Annotated in this window: 25 protein-coding genes; 15 read left to right on the top strand and 10 right to left on the bottom strand. The window is 70.1% G+C overall.

Annotation, left to right across the window (positions count from 1 at the left end; all coding sequences use genetic code 11):
• Positions 1 to 271 precede the first annotated feature (271 nt).
• Positions 272 to 1066: a TioE family transcriptional regulator gene (locus tag OG202_RS23360; RefSeq protein ID WP_327728944.1), complete on the bottom strand. Its 795-nt coding sequence runs from the start codon at positions 1064 to 1066 to the stop codon at positions 272 to 274.
• Positions 1067 to 1167: 101 nt separating this feature from the next.
• Here OG202_RS23360 and OG202_RS23355 point away from each other — a divergent pair, with 101 nt between their 5' ends.
• Positions 1168 to 2349: an erythromycin esterase family protein gene (locus OG202_RS23355; protein ID WP_327728945.1), complete on the top strand. Its 1182-nt coding sequence runs from the start codon at positions 1168 to 1170 to the stop codon at positions 2347 to 2349.
• On the opposite strand, the gene OG202_RS23350 is transcribed toward OG202_RS23355, so the two are convergent.
• Positions 2346 to 2705 carry a hypothetical protein gene (locus OG202_RS23350; protein WP_328223520.1) on the bottom strand — a complete coding sequence of 120 codons (360 nt, stop codon included), beginning with the start codon at positions 2703 to 2705 and terminating at the stop codon, positions 2346 to 2348. The genes OG202_RS23355 and OG202_RS23350 overlap by 4 nt on opposite strands.
• Positions 2702 to 2947 (bottom strand): hypothetical protein, encoded by a 246-nt coding sequence (locus OG202_RS23345; RefSeq protein WP_326581278.1) that lies wholly within the window; start codon positions 2945 to 2947, stop codon positions 2702 to 2704. Before OG202_RS23345 ends, OG202_RS23350 begins: the two co-directional genes overlap by 4 nt.
• Before the next feature lie 148 nt (positions 2948 to 3095).
• On the opposite strand from OG202_RS23345, the gene OG202_RS23340 reads away from it, so the two are divergent.
• The 4 genes from OG202_RS23340 to OG202_RS23325 all read left to right on the top strand — a co-directional run bounded on the left by OG202_RS23340 (position 3096) and on the right by OG202_RS23325 (position 5128).
• Complete coding sequence (locus tag OG202_RS23340) at positions 3096 to 3929, top strand: helix-turn-helix domain-containing protein (RefSeq protein ID WP_327728947.1); 834 nt, start codon at positions 3096 to 3098, stop codon at positions 3927 to 3929.
• Positions 3926 to 4126: a DUF397 domain-containing protein gene (locus tag OG202_RS23335; RefSeq protein WP_327728948.1), complete on the top strand. Its 201-nt coding sequence runs from the start codon at positions 3926 to 3928 to the stop codon at positions 4124 to 4126. Before OG202_RS23340 ends, OG202_RS23335 begins: the two co-directional genes overlap by 4 nt.
• A gap of 289 nt (positions 4127 to 4415) precedes the next feature.
• Positions 4416 to 4763, top strand: coding sequence for a hypothetical protein (locus tag OG202_RS23330; RefSeq protein ID WP_326581284.1), 348 nt, complete (start codon positions 4416 to 4418; stop codon positions 4761 to 4763).
• Positions 4760 to 5128, top strand: a complete 369-nt coding sequence (locus tag OG202_RS23325; protein WP_326581286.1) for a hypothetical protein — start codon at positions 4760 to 4762, stop codon at positions 5126 to 5128. Before OG202_RS23330 ends, OG202_RS23325 begins: the two co-directional genes overlap by 4 nt.
• Here OG202_RS23325 and OG202_RS23320 read toward each other — a convergent pair.
• The 6 genes from OG202_RS23320 to OG202_RS23295 all read right to left on the bottom strand — a co-directional run bounded on the left by OG202_RS23320 (position 5103) and on the right by OG202_RS23295 (position 11063).
• Positions 5103 to 6554 (bottom strand): HAMP domain-containing sensor histidine kinase, encoded by a 1452-nt coding sequence (locus OG202_RS23320; RefSeq protein WP_327728950.1) that lies wholly within the window; start codon positions 6552 to 6554, stop codon positions 5103 to 5105. The two genes, OG202_RS23325 and OG202_RS23320, sit on opposite strands and share 26 nt — an antisense overlap.
• The gene (locus OG202_RS23315) at positions 6551 to 7285 is read right to left on the bottom strand and encodes a response regulator transcription factor (RefSeq protein WP_326581290.1); all 735 of its coding nucleotides are present in this window, start codon (positions 7283 to 7285) and stop codon (positions 6551 to 6553) included. The genes OG202_RS23320 and OG202_RS23315 overlap by 4 nt, the downstream gene beginning before the upstream one ends.
• A 191-nt stretch (positions 7286 to 7476) precedes the next feature.
• The gene (locus OG202_RS23310) at positions 7477 to 7689 is read right to left on the bottom strand and encodes a hypothetical protein (RefSeq protein WP_327728952.1); all 213 of its coding nucleotides are present in this window, start codon (positions 7687 to 7689) and stop codon (positions 7477 to 7479) included.
• 104 nt (positions 7690 to 7793) lie between these two features.
• Positions 7794 to 8969: a S1C family serine protease gene (locus OG202_RS23305; protein ID WP_327728953.1), complete on the bottom strand. Its 1176-nt coding sequence runs from the start codon at positions 8967 to 8969 to the stop codon at positions 7794 to 7796.
• Between the two features lie 185 nt (positions 8970 to 9154).
• Positions 9155 to 10177 (bottom strand): LacI family DNA-binding transcriptional regulator, encoded by a 1023-nt coding sequence (locus OG202_RS23300; protein ID WP_328223516.1) that lies wholly within the window; start codon positions 10175 to 10177, stop codon positions 9155 to 9157.
• Between the two features lie 106 nt (positions 10178 to 10283).
• A complete protein-coding gene (locus OG202_RS23295; protein WP_327728955.1) occupies positions 10284 to 11063 on the bottom strand; it encodes a response regulator transcription factor in 780 nt (259 codons plus the stop codon).
• A 212-nt stretch (positions 11064 to 11275) separates the two neighbouring features.
• Between OG202_RS23295 and OG202_RS23290 the strand changes: the two genes are divergently transcribed.
• The 7 genes from OG202_RS23290 (at position 11276) to OG202_RS23260 (ending at position 16839) form a co-directional block, all read left to right on the top strand.
• A complete protein-coding gene (locus tag OG202_RS23290) occupies positions 11276 to 12157 on the top strand; it encodes an alpha/beta hydrolase (protein ID WP_327728956.1) in 882 nt (293 codons plus the stop codon).
• A gap of 145 nt (positions 12158 to 12302) precedes the next feature.
• Positions 12303 to 12557 carry a MoaD/ThiS family protein gene (locus tag OG202_RS23285; RefSeq protein ID WP_326581299.1) on the top strand — a complete coding sequence of 85 codons (255 nt, stop codon included), beginning with the start codon at positions 12303 to 12305 and terminating at the stop codon, positions 12555 to 12557.
• Positions 12558 to 12567: 10 nt separating this feature from the next.
• Complete coding sequence (locus OG202_RS23280; RefSeq protein WP_327728957.1) at positions 12568 to 13890, top strand: hypothetical protein; 1323 nt, start codon at positions 12568 to 12570, stop codon at positions 13888 to 13890.
• A 187-nt stretch (positions 13891 to 14077) separates the two neighbouring features.
• Complete coding sequence (locus OG202_RS23275) at positions 14078 to 14812, top strand: LmeA family phospholipid-binding protein (protein WP_327728958.1); 735 nt, start codon at positions 14078 to 14080, stop codon at positions 14810 to 14812.
• 405 nt (positions 14813 to 15217) lie between these two features.
• The gene (locus OG202_RS23270) at positions 15218 to 16057 is read left to right on the top strand and encodes a sulfurtransferase (RefSeq protein WP_326581305.1); all 840 of its coding nucleotides are present in this window, start codon (positions 15218 to 15220) and stop codon (positions 16055 to 16057) included.
• 116 nt (positions 16058 to 16173) lie between these two features.
• Positions 16174 to 16461 (top strand): DUF1416 domain-containing protein, encoded by a 288-nt coding sequence (locus OG202_RS23265; protein ID WP_019755963.1) that lies wholly within the window; start codon positions 16174 to 16176, stop codon positions 16459 to 16461.
• Positions 16462 to 16569: 108 nt separating this feature from the next.
• Complete coding sequence (locus tag OG202_RS23260) at positions 16570 to 16839, top strand: DUF3099 domain-containing protein (RefSeq protein WP_326581308.1); 270 nt, start codon at positions 16570 to 16572, stop codon at positions 16837 to 16839.
• Positions 16840 to 17263: 424 nt separating this feature from the next.
• Here OG202_RS23260 and OG202_RS23255 read toward each other — a convergent pair whose 3' ends face one another.
• Positions 17264 to 17626 carry a DsrE family protein gene (locus OG202_RS23255; RefSeq protein ID WP_326581310.1) on the bottom strand — a complete coding sequence of 121 codons (363 nt, stop codon included), beginning with the start codon at positions 17624 to 17626 and terminating at the stop codon, positions 17264 to 17266.
• A 217-nt stretch (positions 17627 to 17843) separates the two neighbouring features.
• Here OG202_RS23255 and OG202_RS23250 point away from each other — a divergent pair, with 217 nt between their 5' ends.
• From OG202_RS23250 to OG202_RS23240, 3 genes are read left to right on the top strand one after another with little or no spacing between them, the layout of a single operon-like run.
• Positions 17844 to 18623, top strand: coding sequence for a hypothetical protein (locus OG202_RS23250; protein WP_405894747.1), 780 nt, complete (start codon positions 17844 to 17846; stop codon positions 18621 to 18623).
• Positions 18620 to 19543, top strand: a complete 924-nt coding sequence (locus OG202_RS23245) for a hypothetical protein (RefSeq protein ID WP_327728959.1) — start codon at positions 18620 to 18622, stop codon at positions 19541 to 19543. The genes OG202_RS23250 and OG202_RS23245 overlap by 4 nt, the downstream gene beginning before the upstream one ends.
• A complete protein-coding gene (locus OG202_RS23240; protein ID WP_443052273.1) occupies positions 19540 to 20661 on the top strand; it encodes a hypothetical protein in 1122 nt (373 codons plus the stop codon). Before OG202_RS23245 ends, OG202_RS23240 begins: the two co-directional genes overlap by 4 nt.
• Positions 20662 to 20818 lie beyond the last annotated feature (157 nt).

The raw sequence follows: 20818 nt of genomic DNA, 5'->3' as shown, positions 1-20818 counted from the left end.
GCGTCGGCGGCCACCGGTTCTGTCGTCTGGGGGAACGGAGAACTCGAAGAACTCAACTCACCAGTAGCGAACACGACCGTCATCACAGGCGCCTCAGAGGTTTCTCGGAGTCCTCTCAGAAACTTGTCACGAACACGTCACTCAAGATCCACAACGCGTGCGCGTCGGTACGCGGCGGCGCTTCCGGTCAAGGGCCGGCGCTTCGTGCACGGGGAGCGCCGCTTCGCGCACGGGGGGCGGCGCTGCACGCTCAGGGGTCGGTGCTTCGTGCTCAGGGGCCTCTGCCGAGCAGGCTCACGTAGTGGCTGAGGTGGGTGGCCGCGTCGAGCATGGCGAGGCCCCGCGCGGTCAGCCTGCGCCGCCAGTCGTCCAGGGCGTCGGAGAGGGTGTCGGTGCCGCCGGCCGTCCGGATCTGCCGGACCACGGTGGCGATGTGGTCCAGGGGGTAGCCCCCGCGCCTCAGGAGATGGGCCAGCTCGGCGTCCCGGACGTCGGTCGCGCGGTAGAGGCGGTAGCCGGTGAGCGGGTCGCGTGCGGGGGTGAGGATGCCGGCGTTCTCCCAGGTGCGGAGGGTCGCCGGAGTGACCTGGAGCCGGTGGGCGAGTTCGCCGATGGTTCGTCTGTCGGCACCTGTTGACCGGCCGGGACCTGTTGGCGGGCCGTCACCTGTCGACCGGCTGGCCCCTGTTGGCCGGTCGGTGGCGGGCGTGGTGCCGGCCTCCGCCATCAGGTGATCCACCGCCCTCCGTACCGCGTCGAGGGTCTCCCGGTCGCGGAGCAACTGGTGGTGGCCCCGGTCGATGATCGTCAGGGCGTCGTCGAGGGCGTCGGCAGGGGCGTTGCCGGGGGCGTCCGCGTGGAGGGCGCGCATGATCTGTCCCGCGGCCGAGTGGCCGTGGGCCGGGACGAGGGCGAGGAAGGCGCGGAGGGCCGCCGCGTGCACCTCGGTGTAGATCCGGTAACCGCTGTCCGTGCGCTCGGCGGCCGGGATGAACCCGTCCCGCTCGTAGTTGCGGACCGCCTGGGTCGAGAGGCCGTGCTCGCGGGCGAGGTCGGAAGGTCGCATGGTGGTCACCGGTTTGAGACTTTACGGGACGTGGTCGCTGCCGTCATGCGGCTTGGGCCTCCCAAGGCTCAACCGACCTTTCAAGGATACGATCGAGGCTCATGAGTCAGGACATTCGAGACTTCGTGACCCCGTCGTGCGACCTCTTGGCCCTCGGCGAACCGACCCACCAGGAACCGGCCTTCGCGCGCGTCCGCAACGAACTGTTCGCCCAACTCGTCGATCAGGGCTTCCGCTCGATCGCCCTGGAAACCGACCGCGTGCCCGCGCTGGCCGTGGACGCCCATGTCCAGGAGGGGGCCGGCGACTTCGACGAGGTGATGAGCGAAGGCATCGCGTTCGGCCGCGGCGAACTGGCCCCAAACCGGCAACTGATCACCTGGATGCGCGAGTACAACCGGACCCGCCCGCCCGCGGAACGCCTCGCCTTCCACGGCATCGACGCCGAGATGGAGAACATGAGCGCGCCCAGCCCGCGCCGCTACCTCGAACACGCCCGTGCCTACCTCGCCCGCGAAGCGGGCCCCGTCTCCCCCCTCGCTCTCGCCTCCGATTCGGCCGTCGACATCGCGAGCCTCGCCGGGGACGACGAACGCTGGAGTCGTACGGAGGCGGTCATGGACCCGGCCATGTCCCTCGGCGCCACGGCGGAGGCCGAGACGCTCCGCTGCCTCGCGGACGACCTGCTCACCGAGTTCCACGCCCGCGCACCGGAACTGATCGCGGCGACCTCGCGTGCCGAGTGGTTCAGGGCGAAGGCCCACCTCACCGCCGGTCTCGGCCTGCTGCGCTATCACAGGCAGTTGGCACAGCCCGTCGAGGAGAGCACCCGTATATCCCGCCTGCTCGCCACCCGGGACGCCCTCATGGTCGAGAACCTCCTCGACATCCGCACCCTCGAGGCCGGCCGTGGCCCGACCCTGGTCTTCGCCCACAACGTGCACCTCCAGCGCAGCCGCAGCCATATGCGCATGCGCGACGACCTGGACCTCCACTGGTACGGCGCCGGCGCCGTATTGGGCCCGCTGGTGGGCGAGCGGTACGCCTTCATCGCGGGCAGCCTGGGCCGCAGCGAGGCGCTCGGCCTCACGGACCCCGCCCCGGACACCTACGAGGCCGCCCTGCAACGCCGCACCACCACCTGGTCCCTGACCCCGGCCCCCGAACCGACCTCCGCCCGGACCCGCACGCACCCCTCCGCACAACAGTCGCGCTACTTCCCCCTGGACGAGGCGACCCTCGACGGAGCGGCCGGCGTCCTGCACATCAACGCCGACGACTAGGGGAGGCCGTAGCGGACTTCGGCACCGGCACCGGCATCTGTATCGGTATCGGTATCGGCACCGGTATCGGGATCGCCCTCACCGATCCGCTGCCCCCTGCTGACCGCGATCCGCAGTACGTCCTCCAACGACTCCGCCGCCCGCGTCAGCGCGAACCGCACGGCCCGCTCCCCGGCCGCGGGGTCTTGGAGCACGGCCCTGCTCCCGGCCAACACCTGCTCCGCCGAACCCAGTTGGGACGCCTCCACACTGTCGGCGAGGAGGGAGAGGACCCCGGGGTGGGCCGTGTCCTGGTCGAGATAGCAGGGCTTGCCGTCGGGGGTGGTCCACGGCAGCAGACGCAGGCCGGTCATCATGCGGGGACCTCGATGCCGTGGATGCCATGACTGGCGTGGAAGCCGTGGCTGTACAACTCTTCCGCGCTGAGCACGTAGGGCCGTACGAAGTTGTCGTAGGGCTCGAACGGCCAGATGTCGACGGGCTTCTGGGGCGGCGGGGGCGGGGCGGGTTCCAACAGCTCCCCCACCTCGGACGGTGGCGGGCCGGGTGCGGCCCACCGAGTCAGTGCCTCGCAGAGCCTCACGACGAGTGCGCGCATGCCGGTGCCCCTCTTTCGTCTCAGGGTTATTTCAGGGTCGACCTGACGAGCGGTGATTACCGTTCGTGTTCCGATCGTCACTGCTGCGACGTACGTTGGGGAAGAGGCCTGGCGTTGTCTGGAGCGCCAGACAACGGTGAGGGGTGACATGGGCGAAGTCGTTGACGGGGAGCGGCAATCAGGGCGTGCCGCGCTCGGCCGGACCCTGCTGTTCCTGCGTGAGAAGGCGGGCAAGACCCTGGCCCAGTTGGCGGCGGAGACCTCGTACGACAAGAGCTATCTCTATCGCCTGGAGAAGGGGGAGAGGCTCTCCAAGCGGGCGGTCATGGAGGACCTGGACACCTACTACGACTCCGGTGACCTGCTGGTTCGTCTGTGGCGGGACGCGCGCAAGGAGGTCATCAAGGACAAGTACAAGGCGTTCATGGAGCTGGAGGCGACGGCCCGGGTCATGTGGATGTTCCAGCTGCGGGTGCCGGGCATCTTGCAGACCGAGGACTACGCCCGCACGGTGTTGTCAGGGTTGTCTGGAGCCCAGACAACGGCAGGCAACAGCGAGGAGATCGAGGAACAGGTGGCTGCGCGTATGGGGCGGCAGGAACTGCTGTACCGCCAGCCAGCGCCGAGTATCCGCGTGATTCTCGATGAGGGAGCGGTACGGCGGGCTGTGCCGAAGGCGAAGGTGTGGGAGGAGCAGCTCTCGCACCTGGTGGAGGCTGCGGAGTTGCCCTCCGTCGCCATTCAGGTGCTGCCCTGGACGGCCGGTGTGCACGACCTCATGGACAGCCACCTCTGGCTCTTTTGGCAGCGAACCGGCGATCCGGTCGCCTACGCAGAGGGCAACGGGATCGGCGAGTTGATCGACGATCCGGACAAGGTCCTGGCGCTTCGACTGTCCTACGATCTCGTCAGGGATGCGGCGCTGCCTCCGGCCGAGTCGACCGCGTTCATCAAGCGCCTTCTGAAGGAGTGCAGATCATGAACCGGACCCTCGACCTCAGCACTGCTGTGTGGCGCAAGTCGTCGTACAGCGACGGGGGCGGAACGAACTGCCTCGAAGTCACCGACGAAGTCCCCGGCATAGTCCCCGTCCGGGACAGCAAGGTCCCGGACAGCCGCCCGCTCCTGTTCTCCGCCGGGGCCTGGTCCGCCTTCGTCAAGGTCGTCGCGGCCGGCTGAGCACCCTCGGGCAGGTGTGTGGCCGAGGTGCGGGCAAGCCGTCAACGTGTGGGCCGGAGCGCATCCCGTCGGGTGAATCGGCGGGGAAACCGGGACGGGCAGGCACGCGGTTCGGTCACCGTGGCGTCATGACAGTGAATGCGATCTTCGATGGAGAGTTCGACCGAGGGGTGGACGCCTCGGCCGACCCCTACGCGTCGTGGCCGGAGCCGGTGCGTGGACGCACCGCGCGGGGGCGGTGAGCGCGGCTATGGTCGTAGACACGGCAGGACGAAGGAGGACCCCGGTCATGGCTCCCCACGCTGCGGAATCCGAGTCGGTCATCCCTCCCATGCCCGAGCGGACCCCGATGGCGCTGCGCAGGGCCATCGCCCAGCACGCTCCCGTGCTGCTCCCTGATTTCGACGCCCACTGGAAGTGGGCGATCGCTGACGCGTACGACCCTGGTCCTGTGCCTGCGTTCATGGCTCGCTGGTGGTGCGAGTACGCGATCGCCCGTGATCCGCAGCTCGACGCCCATGTGACCGGGCTCCAGCACCGTGCTGCAGAGGCGACTGACATCGCTGAGGCCAAGGCTCTGATCGACGAGGTGGCGAAGATTCGCTACAGCACGCGGAAGCTGGAGCCCGGCGAGTGACCGATGAGTTCATGGGGCCGCCTTGGCAGATGGACTGGCGGCTCGATGCCCTCGTCGGCCGTGATGCGCTGCCCGAGAATGCGCGGAATATCGTTGACGAGGCTCGCGCTGAGCTGGTCACTGCAAAGGACCCGTATTTCCGGGGCATCGACGCCGATGGCAATCTCCCAGAGGGCATGCGCGTCGAGCCAGTGCGGTCCAGCGACCCCAAGGGGCCGCGCATCCTGTACTTCGACAAGGGCTATGGCTGGCTGGTCTATAGCTTCGATCGGCGCTGCGAGGATCCGCAGATCCTGGTGTACGAGGTCTTCTGGCAGGAAGCTGACCCGCTTGAGTTCCCTACACCGCCTCCGGCGGCGGAGTAGCCGCCCCCGGCAGCCGTACCGTCGCCAGCGTGCCGCCGCCGTCAGCCCGCGACAGGGACACCTCGCCGCCCGCCTGTTCGACCGTGCGGGCCACGATGGACAGGCCCAGGCCCGAGCCCGGCAGGGCCCGCGCGCTGGGGGAGCGCCAGAAGCGGTCGAAGACGTGGGGGAGTTCGTCGACGGGGATGCCGGGGCCGTGGTCGCGGACCGTGAGGACACCCGTGTCGAGGGAGACCTCGATCGTGCCGCCCTCGGGGCTGAACTTCACCGCGTTGTCGAGGATGTTGACGATCGCGCGCTCCAGCGCGGACGGCTCGGAGCGGACGTACCAGGGCTGCAGGTCCGCCGTGATCGTCAGCTCGGGCCCGCGCAGACGGGCCCGGCGCAGGGCCGCCTCCACGGTCTCCTGGAAGTCGACCACCTGGAGGTGCCGGCCTCCCTGTTGGCCCGACTCCGAGCGTGACAGCTCCTGCAGGTCGCCGATCAGGGCCGCCAGTTCGGTCATCTGGGCCTTCACCGAGGCGAGCAGGGCCTTGCGGTCCTCCGCCGGGATCGGCCGGCCCGTCTCCTCGCTGCGGGTGAGGAGTTCGATGTTCGTGCGGAGGGACGTGAGGGGCGTACGGAGTTCGTGGCCCGCGTCCGCGATCAACTGCTGTTGCAGTTCACGGGAGTTGGCGAGTGCGCTCGTCATCGAGTTGAAGGAGCGGGACAGGCGGGCCACCTCGTCCTCGCTCTCCTCCTCCACCGGGATGCGGATGCTCAGGTCCTCGGTGCGCGCCACGTGTTCGACGGCTTCCGTGAGTTTGTCGACCGGGCGGAGCCCCGCGCGGGCCACGGCCAGACCGGCCGCACCGGCGCCGACGACTCCGATGCCGGAGACGAGGAGGAGGATCAGGGCGAGGTCGTTGAGGGTGGCTTGGGTGCCGTTGAGAGGGAGGGCCGTGAGGAACGCCGCGTTGGCCGGTTCTCCCGTCTGCGGGTCGTAATAGCTCACGGGCTTGGACATGACGCGTACGTCGGTGCCGTCCGAGGCGACGCTGTTGTGGTAGATGGCCTCAGTGCGCTTGGTGTCGTTGACGACGTCCTTGTCGGTCTGGGTGACCTTGATCGCGCCGGCGGAGAAGTCGAGTACACAGGCCTTTCCGTCCTTCAACACCACCTGGAAGTAGATGCTCCGGGGACGGGGATCGTCTTCGTCGACGGTCTGTGTGCAGTAGGCGATCGCGTCCATGGCCTGCTGGTCGAGGCCCCTCATGGCCATCGACTTCTTAAGCTCGTTGTCGATCTGCTCGTACAGTTTCCCCTGCACGATGAACCAACAGGTCACCGACACCGCCGCCACCGCGAACGCCACCGCCGCCGCGACCAGCATCGACAGCCGGGCCCGGATCGGCAGGGAGCGGTAGCGGCTCAGGAGCTTCTTCACTCCGCGCCGCCTTGTCGCAGGACGTACCCGACACCCCGCACGGTGTGCACGAGCCGGGGCTCGCCGCCCGCCTCGGTCTTGCGGCGCAGGTACATGACGTAGACATCCAGGGAGTTGGAGGACGGCTCGAAGTCGAAGCCCCAGACCGCCTTCAGGATCTGCTCGCGCGTGAGGACCTGGCGCGGATGGGCCAGGAACATCTCCAGGAGCGTGAACTCCGTGCGGGTCAGCTCCACCGGGCGTCCGCCCCGCGTGACCTCCCGTGTCGCCAGGTCCATCCGCAGGTCCGCGAAGGTGAGCGCCTCGTCCACCTCGGCGGTGTCGGCCGCGGCGGCCGCGTACGTGCTGCGGCGCAGCAACGCGCGGACGCGGGCGAAGAGTTCGTCCAGCTCGAAGGGCTTGACCAGGTAGTCGTCCGCGCCGGCGTCGAGGCCGGTGACACGGTCGCCGACCGTGTCGCGGGCCGTGAGCATCAGGATCGGGGTCGTGTCGCCCGCGCCGCGGATCCGGCGGGCGGCGGTCAGCCCGTCCATCCGCGGCATCTGGACGTCGAGGATCACCAGGTCGGGCTGGTACGCGGTCGCCTTCTCCAGCGCGTCCGCGCCGTCGACGGCGACCTCGGTGCCGTAGCCCTCGAAGGCGAGGCTGCGCTTGAGGGCGTCGCGCACCGCCGGCTCGTCGTCGACGATGAGGATGCGCTGGGGTTCGTGGGCGCCTTCGGCGGGGCTCATGATGGTTTCGTTCCTCGGATGCGGTGGTTTACAGGGCCGGGGGCGCCGTGGGGGTTCTTTGTGCGTTGCCTGGTGCGGGTGCGTTGGGGCTGGTCGCGCAGTTCCCCGCGCCCCTGGAGGGGCGCGCGCGGTACCGCCCTAGCCTTGCACGTCCCCTGGCCGCGCAGTAGCCCGTGAGAGTCCCGTGAGGATCAGCCGCGAACCGTACGCCGACGCGGGCGCGCCGACGTGGTGCGGCGGGCCGTGCCTCGGGCGGCGGACGCCACCTCGGGGGCCCGGGTCACCGGCGTGTGCAGTTCGGCGGCCACCGCGAGGGCGAGGCCCAGCCCGGCCGGGTCGCCGGCGGTCGCGGCGTCGTGCGAGACCTGTGTGATCTGCGCGCCGTTCCTGATCTGCGTGATCATGTCGAACTCCTCGGACTCAGCGGGACGGGAAGGGGCCCGGCTTGAAGGGGCTGGAAAGGACTGGGAGGCACCGGAAGGGAACTGCCTGGTCGGAGAGGCGGACCTCAGTCCGAGCCGCCCGCCCGCAGCGTGCTCAGGTCGGCCTTGACCGTGTTGACCGGGATCGCGAAGCCGAGGCCGACGCTGCCGGCGCTGGACGAGGTGGCGTCCGCGGCGGAGTACATCGCGGAGTTGATGCCGATGATGTTGCCGTTCATGTCGATGAGGGCGCCGCCGGAGTTGCCGGGGTTGAGGGAGGCGTCCGTCTGGAGGGCCTTGTACGTGGTCGTGGAGGAGCCGGTGTCACCGTTGAACTCCTGGCCGCCGAACTCGAACGGCCACTGGCCGCCGCCGCCCTGCTGTTGCTGCTGCTGACCCTGGCTCTCGCCCGTCGAGACCGTCACGTCACGGTCGAGGGCGGAGACGATGCCGCTGGTGACCGTGCCGGTCAGGCCCTCGGGGGAGCCGATCGCCACGACCTGGTCGCCGACCTTGACGCCGGCGGAGTCGCCGAGGGTCGCGGCCTTCAGCCCGGAGGCGTCCCGCAGCTTGATGAGGGCGAGGTCCTTCTTGCTGTCGGTGCCGACGACCTCGGCCGTGTAGGACTTGCCGTTGCTCGTCGTCACCTTGATCTGGGAGGCGCCGGAGATCACGTGGTTGTTGGTGATGATCTCGCCGTCGCTGGTGATGATCACACCGGAACCGGTGGACTCGCCCGCGTTCGACGTGGCGCTGATCTCCACGATGCTGGGGCTGACCGCCGTGGCGACGCCGGAGACCGTGCCCTTCTGGCTGGTCGGCACCACGCTCGTGCTGGTGGAGCTGGAGGCCACGGTGTCCGTACCGGTCAGCTCCTGGATGCCGTACGCCGTACCGCCGCCGATCGCCGCCGCGACGAACGCCACGGCCGCCAGCAGTGCGATGGGACCCCGGGCACGCCTTCTCGACGCGGGCGCGGACCCGGCGGAGTCAGGGGTGGCGGCGGAGGACACCGGCTCGGTGAGGAGCGCGGTGGGAGCCGAGGTCGCCGTGGCGGCGGGCTGCCCGTAGCCGGCGTGGCCGGTCGTAGACGCCACCGGGTCGTACGCCGGCGGGGGCGGCCACTCCGGGTTCACCGGGGCGGGGGCCTGCTGCTGGGGGTACGCGGGCTGCTGCTGGGTCTCGCCCTCGGCGTACCCGGAGTGCTGCTGCCCCTGGTAGGGGTTCTCGTACTCGCCGCTGCGGCGGAAGCTCTCGGTCATGACTCAGAGCCTGCCGCCCGACCATGAGACGTTCCTGAGCGCTCCCTGAGAACCCCACCAGAACCTCGTTCGCCCCATATAAAGGCGCCGGGGCCGTCAAGGGGCGCGGGGAACTGCGCGACAAGCCACGACGCACCCGCGGCCGACAACGCACCGAAGCCCCTACGGCGCTACACGCACCCGCGCTACTCGCACCCGCACGACCGCCGAGCCACCAGCTTCGACGGGAACAGCTTCACCCGCTCCCGCCGGGACCCGGGCACCCGGATTCCGTCATCGAGCACCAGATCCACCGCGGCCCGAGCCATCCCCGTACGATCCGTCGCGATCGTCGTCAGCGGCGGATCCGTCAACGCCGCCTCCTTGACGTCGTCGAACCCGGCCACGGCCAACTCGCCCGGCACCTCGATCCGCAGCTCACGCGCGGCCCGCAGCACACCGATCGCCTGGTCGTCCGTGGAGCAGAAGATCGCCGGTGGCCGAGCCGGCCCCGACAACAGCTCCAGCGCCGTCTGGTACGCGTCGTACCGGTTGTAGAGCGCGTGGAAGAGCCGCCCCTCGGTCGGGATCCCGGCCTCGTCCATGGCCCGCCGCCAGCCCTCGACGTGGTCGGAGACGGGGTCACCGACGAGCGGGGTCTCGGCGATACCGCCCATACAGGCGACGTACTCGTAGCCGTGGGACAGCAGATGCTCCACGGCGAGCTTCGCGCCGCCGACGTCGTCGGTCACCACGGCCACGTCGTCGATCGCCTCGGGCCGCTCGTGCAGCAGCACGACCCGTGCGTCCCACGCCTCTATCTCGGCGGCGGCGTTGTCGTTGAGGGCGTGGCTGACGAGGATCAGCCCGGAGACACGCATCCCGAGGAACGCCCGCAGATAGTGGACCTCGCGCTCGGCGACGTAGTCGGTGTTGCCGACGAGCACCATCTTTCCGCGCTCGGCGGCGGCCTGCTCGACCGCGTGGGTCATCTCCCCGAAGAAGGGCTGGCGCGCGTCCGGCACGATCATGCCTATGAGATCGGTGCGCCGTGACGCCATCGCCTGGGCGACGCGGTCGGGCCGGTACCCCAGTTCCTTGATCGCGGCGAGGACACGCTCGCGCGTGGCCGGGGCAACCGGCCGGGGTCCGTTGTTGATGACGTAACTGACGACGGCGGTCGACGTACCCGCCAGTCTTGCCACGTCATCCCGAGTCACCTTGGCCACGCGCGGAGTCTACGCGGATAAAACGCCCCTGGGCAGGGCGTACGGGAGCCTCCCTGTGCGGTGGCTGTGCGTATGCCGCCCCACAGGGACCCGGCGCGGTCGGCCACTACGCCTCGGCCGTGATCTCGACGCTGTCCAGGGGCGCCGTCTCGTCCGCATCCTCCGCCTTTGAGGAGGCGGGCTTGCCCTTGGCGTCGTCGGTGGCGCGCTCCGCCTTCTCGGGCGTAACGAATCGATAACCGACGTTCCGGACGGTCCCGATCAGCGACTCGTGCTCGGGGCCGAGCTTGGCGCGCAGCCGTCGTACGTGGACGTCGACCGTCCGCGTACCGCCGAAGTAGTCATAGCCCCAGACCTCCTGGAGCAGCTGGGCGCGGGTGAAGACGCGGCCCGGGTGCTGGGCGAGGTACTTGAGGAGCTCGAACTCCTTGAAGGTGAGGTCGAGGACGCGCCCCTTGAGCTTGGCGCTGTAGGTCGCCTCGTCCACCGAGAGGTCGCCGTTGCGGATCTCCATGGGGGAGTCGTCGTTGACGATCTGCTGCCGGCCCATGGCCAGCCGCAGCCGGGCCTCGACCTCGGCGGGGCCGGCCGTGTCGAGGAGCACGTCGTCGATGCCCCAGTCCGCGGTGACGGCGGCGAGACCGCCCTCGGTCACGACGAGGATGAGGGGGCAGCCGGGGCCGGTGGAGCGGAGCAGCTGACACAGGCTGCGGACCTGTGGGAGATCACGGCGTCCGTCGATCAGGATGACGTCCGCACCGGGGGTGTCGACGAGAGCGGGGCCTTCGGCCGGGGCCACGCGCACGTTGTGCAGCAGCAGGCCGAGGGCCGGAAGCACCTCGGTGGAAGGCTGGAGGGCGTTGGTCAGGAGCAGCAGAGAACTCATATGTCTGGTTCCTCCTCGGTCCCTGCGAGGACGTTTACGGCACTGCGGTACCGCGATTGCGACTGCGGGGTTCACAGTGTTCTGCTCTGCGATCCCGGGGCCCGTACACCTGCGGTCACCTGGCGTTTCCCGCTCGTATACAACGCTTCCGAAAGCACAAAAGGACCCGGGGGCGACATTGCCCGAGTCCTCTGTCCAGCAGAATAGCCCACATGAGTGCTGGTCCGGCAGGTCATGTGACGCGATCTTTCGACATTCCGAACTCTGAGACGGCCGATCGAACCCCCTCGAGGGCGCCCCGAACCCCTTTGCGCAGGTTTCTACGCACTGACGACGGGGTGAATATCGAGGCCGTATACAACCGGAAGTCCGTCGTATACAACGCCTCCGACGACACCGGAACTCCATCCTCCGGCCACCTCGCCGTCGTCGTCGCCCACGGCTTCACGGGCGACATTAATCGTCCGCATGTTCGAAGGGTGGTGGACGTGCTCGCCCGGTACGGGGCCGTCGTGACGTTCTCCTTCCGGGGCCACGGACGGTCCGGCGGCCACTCCACGGTCGGGGACCGCGAGGTGCTCGACCTCGCGGCGGCGGTCCGCTGGGCCCGTGAGCTCGGCCACGAGCGGGTCGCCACGGTCGGCTTCTCGATGGGGGGCTCGGTCGTCCTGCGCCACGCGGCCCTCCCCGACGGCCCCGACGGCCCCGACGCGGTCGTCTCCGTCAGCGCCCCGGCCCGCTGGTACTACCGAGGCACGGCCCCGATGCGCCGCGTCCACTGGCTCATCACCCGCCCCGCCGGCCGCCTGGTCGGCCGCTACGGCTTCCGCACCCGCATCCACCACCGCGACTGGGACCCCGTCCCCCTCTCCCCGGTGGAATCCGTCCCCCTCATCGCCCCCACCCCGCTGCTGATCGTCCACGGCGACAGGGACGGCTACTTCCCGGTCGACCACCCCGAGATGCTGGCGGCAGCGGCGGGCGACGACGGCGAACTGTGGCTGGAGAAGGGGATGGGGCACGCGGAGAACGCGGCGAGCGAGGAACTGCTGGACCGGATCGGGGCGTGGCTGGCGAAGAGCGTGCCCCGATGAGCGTGCACCGACAAGGGACGCGGGGCTGTATCGATGTGCGGCTCCGCCGCGTGGGCGTGACCGGCCCCCGCCCGCCCGCGGTTTCCCCACCACGCCGACTCCCCCGTAGCCTGACCCCCGTCACGACTAATCAAGAGGAACGCAGATGCCAAAGGGCACCGTCCGCTACTGGGCCGCAGCAAAAGCCGCGGCCGGCATCGCCGAGGAGCCCTACGAGGCGGTCACCCTCGCGGAGGCCCTGAACGCGGCCCGCGACCGACACCCCGGCGAACTCGTCCGCGTACTGCGGCGATGCTCGTTCCTCGTCGACGGAAACCCCGTGGGCACCCGTGAACATGAGACGGTACGTCTGGCCGAGGGCGGCACGGTCGAGGTGCTCCCGCCGTTCGCAGGAGGGTGACCCCCACATCATGAGCAACCAGCCGTACGGGTACGAGGGCCACCAGGGACAGCAGGGCTACGACGCCTACCAGCAGCCGCAGGCGGAGCCTCAGCAGTACGCGGCCCAGCCTCAGGCACAGCCGCACTGGCAGGGCCACGACGAGAACCAGGCCGCCCACGCCCAGCAGTACACCCAGCAGTGGGAGGGCCAGACCTGGGAGACCCAGATCCAGCCCGCCAACCTGACGGAGACGGCGTACCTGCCCCCGCAGCCGGACGGCCGCCCGTACGGCCAGCAGGGTCAGCAGGGTCAGCAGGGCCCGTACGGGCAGTACGGGCAGCAGGCCCAGCAGGCCCAGCAGGCCCAGCACGGACAGTACGGACAGAACGGGCAGTACGGGCAGCACGCGCAGCACGCGCCCCAGGTCCATCCGCAGGCCCAGCAGGCCCAGCAGGCCCAGCAGGCCCAGCAGGCCCAGCAGGCCCAGCAGGCCCAGCAGGCCCAGCAGGCGCAGCCCCGCACCCAGCCCCCGGCCGACCCCGCTCCGGTGGCCGCGCCCGGCTACGGCCCGCCCACCCTGACCGGCAACACCCGGGTCACCGACGCCCAGCGGGCGCGGGCCGAGGGACGGTCGCCGATCATCGAGCCCGGGATGCAGCCGGCGCTGATCACGGCCGCACTGGGTCTGCTGCTGGCCGGCGCGGCGGCGATCGGCGCGTACGCCCTCGCCGTACCCCTGGTGATCCTGCAGGCCGTGACCGCGGCGGGCTGGTTCCGGCTGAACGGCATGTGGCCGGCCCGGCAGGGCATCGTGCTGGCCTTCGCGGGCGCCCTCGCGGCGGACGCGGCCCTGTTCGCGGCCGGCCGGGAACACGCGCCCGCCGCGATCCTCGGCACGCTCGGCGTCTGGGTGCTGCTCTGCCTCGTGCTGGGGCTGCGCAGCCACGCGGACCCGGACGAGCGGATGTACGGCCTGATGGCGACGGTGGCCTCGTCGGCGCTGTCGATCATCGCGACCGGCTATCTGGGGGCCGTGGCGGACGCGGTGACGGTGGGCGGAGTCGCGGTGGCGGTGGCCGTCCTGGCCCGCGCCCTGCCCCTGCCCACGCCGGCCTCGGTGATCGTCTCCCTGCTGGCGGCCACCGGCGCGGGCATCGCCGTCGGCGGTGCGACCGACCTGGGTACGTCCGGCGCGCTCCTCGGCGCAGTGGCGGCCCTCTGCGCCCTCGTCGGCCACCGCGTCGCCGCCTACGACTACCCCTCCCGCTTCGTCCACTTCACCGCGGGCGTCGCCCTTCCCCTGACGGCGGCGGCCCCGGCGGTGTACCTGCTGGGCCGCGCGCTGGGCTGATTCCAGGGGAGCGGGGAACCCCGGGGACGGCCGCGCCGAACCCGCGCCCGCCCTGTCACAGCTGATCAACAAGGCTTGACGAACCCACCCCGACCCACACCCGCCGGATTACTCTCGCGTAGAACGGCCACTCTGGTCGTTGAGGCCGGAACGACCGCCGAGTGGACTACGTGGGGAACACCGAGACATGCGCGCACTGCGAATACTTGTCATCGTCGCCGTGATCCTGGGCGGCCTCTTCGTGATCGCGGACCGCGTGGCCGTCGGCTTCGCCGAGGACGAGGCGGCCGAGCAGCTGAGGACCAGCGAGGGGCTGGCGAGCACCCCGGACGTGTCCATCAAGGGCTTCCCGTTCCTCACCCAGGTCGCGGGCGGCGAACTGGACGACGTCGAGGTCGGCATCGAGAACTTCGAGGCGAGCACCGGCAAGGCCGACGAGAGCATCCGCATCGCCGATCTGAAGGCGAACATGCGCGGCGTCGCCTTCTCCAGCGACTACAGCTCCGCCACGGCCGCCAGCGCCACCGGCACCGCGACCATCGCCTACGACGAGTTGCTCAAGGCCGCCAAGTCCGAGCCCACCGATGTCGGCCTCGGGTTCACCGCCCGCGTCGTCGGCCTCTCCGACGGCGGCAAGGGCAAGATCAAGGTCGCGGTCGAGATCGACCCGCCGGCCCTCGAACCCCAGACCGTCTCCGTCCTCAGCAGCGTCAGCGTGAAGGGCGACACGGTCGAGGTGCAGGCCGACTCCCTGCCCGCCCTGGGCGGTGCCGATCTCGCCGAGAACGTGGTCCGTTCGATCACCGACTTCCAGCAGGCCATCGACGACCTCCCCGGCGGCATCAAGCTCGACAAGGTCGAGGCGGCGCCGGACGGCGTGGAGATCACGGTGCGGGGTTCGAACGTCAGGCTGGCCGGGTAGGACGTCGGCGACCGAACCGGCGGCGTCCAGGAAGCGAGACGCCGCCGTCCGTACCGTAGATGTGATGACGGCTACACCGGCCCGTCGGGCCTGGCACGGCGGCTCCGTCGGCCCAATCATCCCGCATTCCGGACGATCGCGTCTCAGAATACGACATGCCGGTGACACGCCCGCCTGTCCGTCCCTACGATCGACCATCATGAAGCGACAGGCGGATCTCACGAAGCGGCGGGCAGTAGACCTGTGCCGCGTCGCCGCCATGCTCTGTCGCGCTTTCTGAGTGGCAGCCACGACTGCCGCATTCCCCGTCGCCCTGCCCAGCCAGGGCACACCCGTGCGCGCCCGGCCCGACCGCCGTCAGGCGCCTCGCACGCCCCGCCGCAACTGCCCCGGAGGAGAAAGAGCATGAGCCGCAGCGACGTCCTGGTCGACGCAGACTGGGTCGAGGCCAACCTCGACGACCCGAACATCGCCATCGTCGAGGTCGACGAGGACACGACCGCGTACGAGAAGAACCACATCAAGAACGCCATCCGGATCGACTGGACGAAGGACCTCCAGGACCCGGTACGCCGTGACTTCGTCGACCAGGAGGGCTTCGAGAAGCTCCTGTCGGAGAAGGGCATCGGCAACGACACCCTCGTCGTCCTCTACGGCGGCAACAACAACTGGTTCGCGTCGTACGCCTACTGGTACTTCAAGCTGTACGGCCACGAGAACGTCAAGCTTCTCGACGGCGGCCGCAAGAAGTGGGAGCTGGACGCCCGCGAGCTGGTCGACGAGGTGCCGGCGCGCCCCGCGACCGCGTACAAGGCCAAGCCGCAGAACACCGCGATCCGCGCCTTCCGTGACGACGTCGTCGCCGCGATCGGCTCGCAGAACCTGGTCGACGTGCGCTCGCCCGACGAGTTCTCCGGCAAGCTGCTCGCCCCGGCCCACCTGCCGCAGGAGCAGTCGCAGCGTCCGGGCCACGTGCCCAGCGCCCGCAACATCCCGTGGTCGAAGAACGCCAACGACGACGGCACCTTCAAGTCGGACGAGCAGCTCAAGGAGCTGTACGCCGAGGAGCAGGTGGACCTGGCGAAGGACACCATCGCCTACTGCCGTATCGGTGAGCGCTCCGCGCTGACCTGGTTCGTCCTGCACGAGCTGCTCGGCGTGGAGAACGTCAAGAACTACGACGGCTCCTGGACCGAGTACGGCTCCCTCGTCGGCGTCCCGATCGAGCTCGGCGCCAACAAGTAGGACCGGCGGCCGGCAGCACCCGTAGTACCGGTAGCACCCGCAGCACCAGCAGTAAGCGAACACCCCGTTCATCCCGACCGGCCTTCCTTCCGGTCAGACCCTTTCAGGAGAAAGACATGTGTGGAGCGAAGGCCGGCGGCCCGGACGCCTCGACGATCAAGCCCGGTGAGACCACGATCCAGGGTCAGGTGACCCGCGACGGCGAGCCGGTGACGGGTTACGTCCGTCTGCTGGACTCGACCGGCGAGTTCACGGCGGAGGTCCCGACCTCCGCGACGGGCCAGTTCCGCTTCTACGCGGCCGAGGGCACCTGGACCGTCCGCGCGCTCGTCCCCGGCGGCACCGCCGACCGTACCGTCGTCGCCGAGAAGGGCGGCCTGGCGGAGGTCGCGATCGCCGTCTGAGACAGCCGCCGCGAACGGCTGAGGCGTTCGTCCGAACGGCTGAGGGCCGTACCCCGGGTTCCGACCCGCGGTACGGCCCTCAGCCGTGAGCGGGCCTACCCTGGACACATGTACGCCCGCCGGCGCCACGTGTACTTCGCCATGATGGGCACGTGTCTCGCCCTCTTCGTCCTGGCCTGGGGCGTCGTGCGCCTCTGGTCGGTCCAGGTCGCGGTCGGCATGTGCGTGGTCGCCATGGTCATCCCGCCGCTCGCCGCCGTCGTCGCCAACCGGCGCGGCCCCGACGACCGCTGGTGGGACGACCCCTCCGGCGACCCGAAGTCCGACGAGTGGTGGGACGAACTGGACGGCAAGAAGCGCCCGAGGAAACAGCCTTGACCGTTCCTTTGCAGTGAGCGGGAGTGAGTCCGCCCACTGGCACGCCCCGAACGGTCTTGGGCGCACTGGTCGTCCGCTTTCACAACCGGGCGGCGACACGGATCCTGTCCGTGGTCCGATCCGGAAGGGCGGAGTTCCTCACGACCTGGCCTGTGGATGCAGCCAGAGGCGACGGGGAGGCCCTGAACCATCACTCCGGTGGAGCAGGGGCCCCGCACGCTGGCACCGCACCCGGCGTCCCAGATCGCACGATCACGCTAACCCGGACGGCCCAGGGCACCGCAAGCCTGCGGGCTGACCATCACACGATCGAGCTAACTCGACCTCGTGCACACTCCCTAGCGAGCAGCTACGAACCCTTGCTGGACGGGCGTCTCAGTAGCCGGACGCCAGAAGGATGCCAGAAGGACGTCAGCCGGGCGTCTCAGTAGACGAGCGCCTGGGTGTCGTCCGCCAGCGCCTCCTGCACGAACACCTGCGCGCCCGCGATCCGTACGCCCTTGATGACGTCCTGCTCGGTGATGTCGCGGCGGGCGGCGCACTGGGTGCACAGGGTGAGGCGGCCGCCGGCCAGGATCGAGTCGAGCAGGTCGGGGAGCGGGGCGGCGTGCGGCAGCTCGAACTCGGCGGCCCGGCCCGGCAGCGCGAACCACGCGGACTCGCCGGTCAGCCACAGGGACACCTCCACCCCGCTGGCCACGGCCACGGCGGCCACCGTGAAGGCCTGGGAGCAGCGTTCGGGGGCGTCCGCCCCGGCCGTCACCTTGATCACGAGCTTCTTCGCCATGGCCGAATGGTAGTCCGAATCGTAATCAATGCCCGCGCAACCCGGTGCGTCGGCCGTGGGTCTCCTGTGCGCGGATACGGAATCCGCGCTTCACGTTCTGTGGGGGATCGCCTTGGAAGTCGCGGAAGTACCTGAACTGCCGGAAGCGCCGGAAGCGCCGGAAGCGCCGGAAGCGCCGGTAGTACCGGTAGTGCAGGAAGCACCGAGAGTCTCTGAAGTGCCCGATGCCGCCGAGGTGGTCGTGGCGCCGGCGGAGATGGCTGAAGCTCCTGTTCCCGCCGACCGGCCGCGGCGGCGGCGTGGACGTACGGCGGCGCTGATCGCCGGGGCGGCCGCCCTCGGGCTGGTGGCCGGGACCTGCGCCGGCTTCCTCGTACAGGCCGACCGGGAGCCCACCAAGCTGCCCCCGCTGTCGCAGCCGGTGCTCGCGCAGGCGAAGGGGAAGGGGCCCGAGCCGCTCTCGGCCGAGCAGGACCGGAAGGTGCGCACCGACGGTGACCTGCGCAAGCTGCTGCTGAAGAAGCCGAAGGGCGCGACCGAGTCCGGGACCGTGACGGGTGGCGACGGCTGGGTGGACATGGCCGGCTACGCGGGCTTCTTCAAGAAGCCGGACGGCGCGTTCACCTCGCTCGTGGAGGAGGAGTTCCGCCGGGCGGCCGTCACCGGCTGGCGGGTCGGCAGCACGTTCCAGGTGGAGATCCGCCTCGTCCAGTACCACCAGGAGGAGTTCCTCGGCGCCTCCGGCAACGCCGAGAACGGGTACTACTGGGCCGGCGACGAGGACGACACCGACAGCTGGCCCATCCCCGGCACCGGCGACGGCATGGCGTTCGTCCACAACCAGCCCGAGATCGAGTCCGGGTATCTGCCCTACTACACCGCCGAGGCCCACGCCTGGCGCGGCGACATCGCCCTCGAAATCTGGCTCACCGACACCAAGCCCATCCCCAAGTCCAAGATCCTCGACGTGGCCGAGCGCCAGATGGAGCGGCTGTGAACGAGACTTCTCCGAAGGTTCCGGCCGATTCAGGCCGTCCGCCATTCGAGGACGCGGCCGAAGGCCGAGCCACCACCCACGCGCCCGCGGACGAATCCGCCGAGCCGCAGCTCCCCCGCGGGGGTCCGGAGGCGCGGCCCCCAGGGAGGGGAACGGGTGAGGGCGGCGGCGGGGGCGGGAAGACACCCCGCCGACGCGGCCGTATCGCCGCCCTCGCCACCTGCGCGCTGCTGCTCGCCACCACCATCGGCGCCGTCGGCTACACCGCACGAACGGTCGACGCCGCCGACCGAGACCCGGGCGCCCCCCTCTGGAAGTTCCCGAAGGCCACGGCCGAACAGAAGAAGGCCCCCGCCCGGACCGGCCTCGCCGCCATGCTCGTCCCCTACGACGACGCCTGGACCCGAGGCCCGGACATCGGCGAGTTCGGCTCCGACGCCGCGCTCAGCGGCGCCCAGGCCACGGACCTCCGCAAGGAGTCCCTCCGCGACCTCCCCCGCTCCCAGCGCCGCCAGCTGGAACGGCAGATCGACCGGCAGGACATCCAGGGCATGGCGATGCGCAGCTATCTGGGGCAGGCCGAGTCGCTCTCCTCGGAGGACACCTTCACCGCGAGCGTCGAACTCGTCCAGATGGACAAGGGCACGGTCAACGACGTCGCGACGTTCCAGAAGGACTTCCTGGAGATCTTCGACGTCTTCCGCAAGGGCCCGAAGATCGAGGGCCGCAAGAACGCGAGCTGTTTCCTGCCGCCGAAGGACGCCGACGTCAAGCTCGACGCGGTCTTCTGCATCGCCGCCCAGGGAGACGTCCTGGTCACCGTCGACGCGTACGGCGTCAAGCCGATGGACACCAAGGCGGTCGCCCGGCTCGTCCGCGAGCAACTCGACCGCATCGACGAACCGGGGGAGGCGGTATGACCGACCAGCAGACGACGACGGACGGGGAAGGCCCCACCGTGGACCAGAGACAGGCCCCGCCCGCCGGCCGGCAGACAACCGCACAGGCCCCGGCCATCCCTGCTGAGACGCCGACGGCCGTACAGGACCAGCCGGCCGCCGTCGACCAGCAGGCCGCTCCCGACGCGCAGTCGGCCGCCGTACCCGTACAAGCGCATTCCGCTGCCGACGCGCAGGACACGGCCGCCTCCGTCCAGAAGCAGCCGACCCCCCAGCCGTCGGACGCCGTACCACCGGCCTCCGCGTTCTCCGTCCCCGAACCTCCGCTGCTCCCGCCCTCGCCCCTCCCCACCGCATCCCCGGTCAAGAAGGACCGCCGCGCCCTGCGGGCCGTCCTGCGCTGGACCGCCGCCGTCGTCGTGTTCGCGGCGGTCGGGACGGCGGCCGTGACCGGGGTCATCGGCATGGAACGGACGGACGTGCCGGGCCTGGCGACGGAGTCGGACGGGCGGTGGGAGTACCCGACGCTGACGAAGCCGGTGTTGCCGTCGGGCAGCCCGGGCCCGTTCGCGGAGACGAACAAGGCGGGGACCCACCACGCCGACCTGCGGGACCTCGTCCTGCCGGCGCCGAAGGGTGCGAAGCCGGACACCGTGCTGGGCGGCGCGGACGGCTGGCTGCCGACGAAGGACTTCCTCGCGGAGTTCGCGCCGGAGGACGACGCCGTGGACGAGCTCGACCAGGTGTTCACCGACTACGGCCTACGGCACATCGCCGCCCGTGGCTGGACCACGCCAGACGGCACCCGCACCCGTATCTACCTGCTGCAGTTCAACACGGCGGTCGTCGCGGACGAGGTGTTCTCGGTAGAGCTGACCGGGTACGGCAGCCCGCGCTACGACCTGCGTGGCATCGACGGAACCGTCTCCCGGGACGAGGACTTCCCCGTACGCTCCGAACTGCTCGACATCGAGCGCGCCGCGTACGTCGAGAGCAAGCCGTACGGCGAGGAACAGGTGCGGCAGGCGTATCTCTCCGCCGCCGACACCCTCGCCGTCGTCGTCCAGTCCAGGAAGGGCGCCACCGAGGCGATCCCCTTCCAGCAGACGGTCGTCCTTCAGAGCCAGCTCCTCGACTGAGCAGAACGCGGAACCCGGCGAACCGCCCCGGGCCCCAGCACGTAAGCTGGGGCCCGGCCTTGTGTAGTACCGAACCTCCGCTCATCCGAGGAGCACCCCGTGGAGATCTTCTTCGAAGCACTGCTGGTCCTGGTCTGCGTCGGCGTTCTCGCCTTCA

This window comes from Streptomyces sp. NBC_00310 (assembly GCF_036208085.1).
In the GTDB taxonomy this organism is placed as follows: Bacteria; Actinomycetota; Actinomycetes; order Streptomycetales; family Streptomycetaceae; genus Streptomyces.
Note: the sequence above shows the minus strand (reverse complement) of the source record. Positions and strands in the feature narration are given on the sequence as shown.

What these genes read in the sequence shown, in the direction of transcription:
- OG202_RS23360 (WP_327728944.1), bottom strand. Translation starts at nt 1,066, where the DNA reads ATGCGACCTTCCGACCTCGCCCGCGAGCACGGCCTCTCGACCCAGGCG.
- OG202_RS23355 (WP_327728945.1), top strand. Translation starts at nt 1,168, where the DNA reads ATGAGTCAGGACATTCGAGACTTCGTGACCCCGTCGTGCGACCTCTTG.
- OG202_RS23350 (WP_328223520.1), bottom strand. Translation starts at nt 2,705, where the DNA reads ATGATGACCGGCCTGCGTCTGCTGCCGTGGACCACCCCCGACGGCAAG.
- OG202_RS23345 (WP_326581278.1), bottom strand. Translation starts at nt 2,947, where the DNA reads ATGCGCGCACTCGTCGTGAGGCTCTGCGAGGCACTGACTCGGTGGGCC.
- OG202_RS23340 (WP_327728947.1), top strand. Translation starts at nt 3,096, where the DNA reads ATGGGCGAAGTCGTTGACGGGGAGCGGCAATCAGGGCGTGCCGCGCTC.
- OG202_RS23335 (WP_327728948.1), top strand. Translation starts at nt 3,926, where the DNA reads ATGAACCGGACCCTCGACCTCAGCACTGCTGTGTGGCGCAAGTCGTCG.
- OG202_RS23330 (WP_326581284.1), top strand. Translation starts at nt 4,416, where the DNA reads ATGGCTCCCCACGCTGCGGAATCCGAGTCGGTCATCCCTCCCATGCCC.
- OG202_RS23315 (WP_326581290.1), bottom strand. Translation starts at nt 7,285, where the DNA reads ATGAGCCCCGCCGAAGGCGCCCACGAACCCCAGCGCATCCTCATCGTC.
- OG202_RS23310 (WP_327728952.1), bottom strand. Translation starts at nt 7,689, where the DNA reads ATGATCACGCAGATCAGGAACGGCGCGCAGATCACACAGGTCTCGCAC.
- OG202_RS23305 (WP_327728953.1), bottom strand. Translation starts at nt 8,969, where the DNA reads ATGACCGAGAGCTTCCGCCGCAGCGGCGAGTACGAGAACCCCTACCAG.
- OG202_RS23295 (WP_327728955.1), bottom strand. Translation starts at nt 11,063, where the DNA reads ATGAGTTCTCTGCTGCTCCTGACCAACGCCCTCCAGCCTTCCACCGAG.
- OG202_RS23290 (WP_327728956.1), top strand. Translation starts at nt 11,276, where the DNA reads ATGAGTGCTGGTCCGGCAGGTCATGTGACGCGATCTTTCGACATTCCG.
- OG202_RS23285 (WP_326581299.1), top strand. Translation starts at nt 12,303, where the DNA reads ATGCCAAAGGGCACCGTCCGCTACTGGGCCGCAGCAAAAGCCGCGGCC.
- OG202_RS23280 (WP_327728957.1), top strand. Translation starts at nt 12,568, where the DNA reads ATGAGCAACCAGCCGTACGGGTACGAGGGCCACCAGGGACAGCAGGGC.
- OG202_RS23275 (WP_327728958.1), top strand. Translation starts at nt 14,078, where the DNA reads ATGCGCGCACTGCGAATACTTGTCATCGTCGCCGTGATCCTGGGCGGC.
- OG202_RS23270 (WP_326581305.1), top strand. Translation starts at nt 15,218, where the DNA reads ATGAGCCGCAGCGACGTCCTGGTCGACGCAGACTGGGTCGAGGCCAAC.
- OG202_RS23265 (WP_019755963.1), top strand. Translation starts at nt 16,174, where the DNA reads ATGTGTGGAGCGAAGGCCGGCGGCCCGGACGCCTCGACGATCAAGCCC.
- OG202_RS23260 (WP_326581308.1), top strand. Translation starts at nt 16,570, where the DNA reads ATGTACGCCCGCCGGCGCCACGTGTACTTCGCCATGATGGGCACGTGT.
- OG202_RS23255 (WP_326581310.1), bottom strand. Translation starts at nt 17,626, where the DNA reads ATGGCGAAGAAGCTCGTGATCAAGGTGACGGCCGGGGCGGACGCCCCC.
- OG202_RS23240 (WP_443052273.1), top strand. Translation starts at nt 19,540, where the DNA reads ATGACCGACCAGCAGACGACGACGGACGGGGAAGGCCCCACCGTGGAC.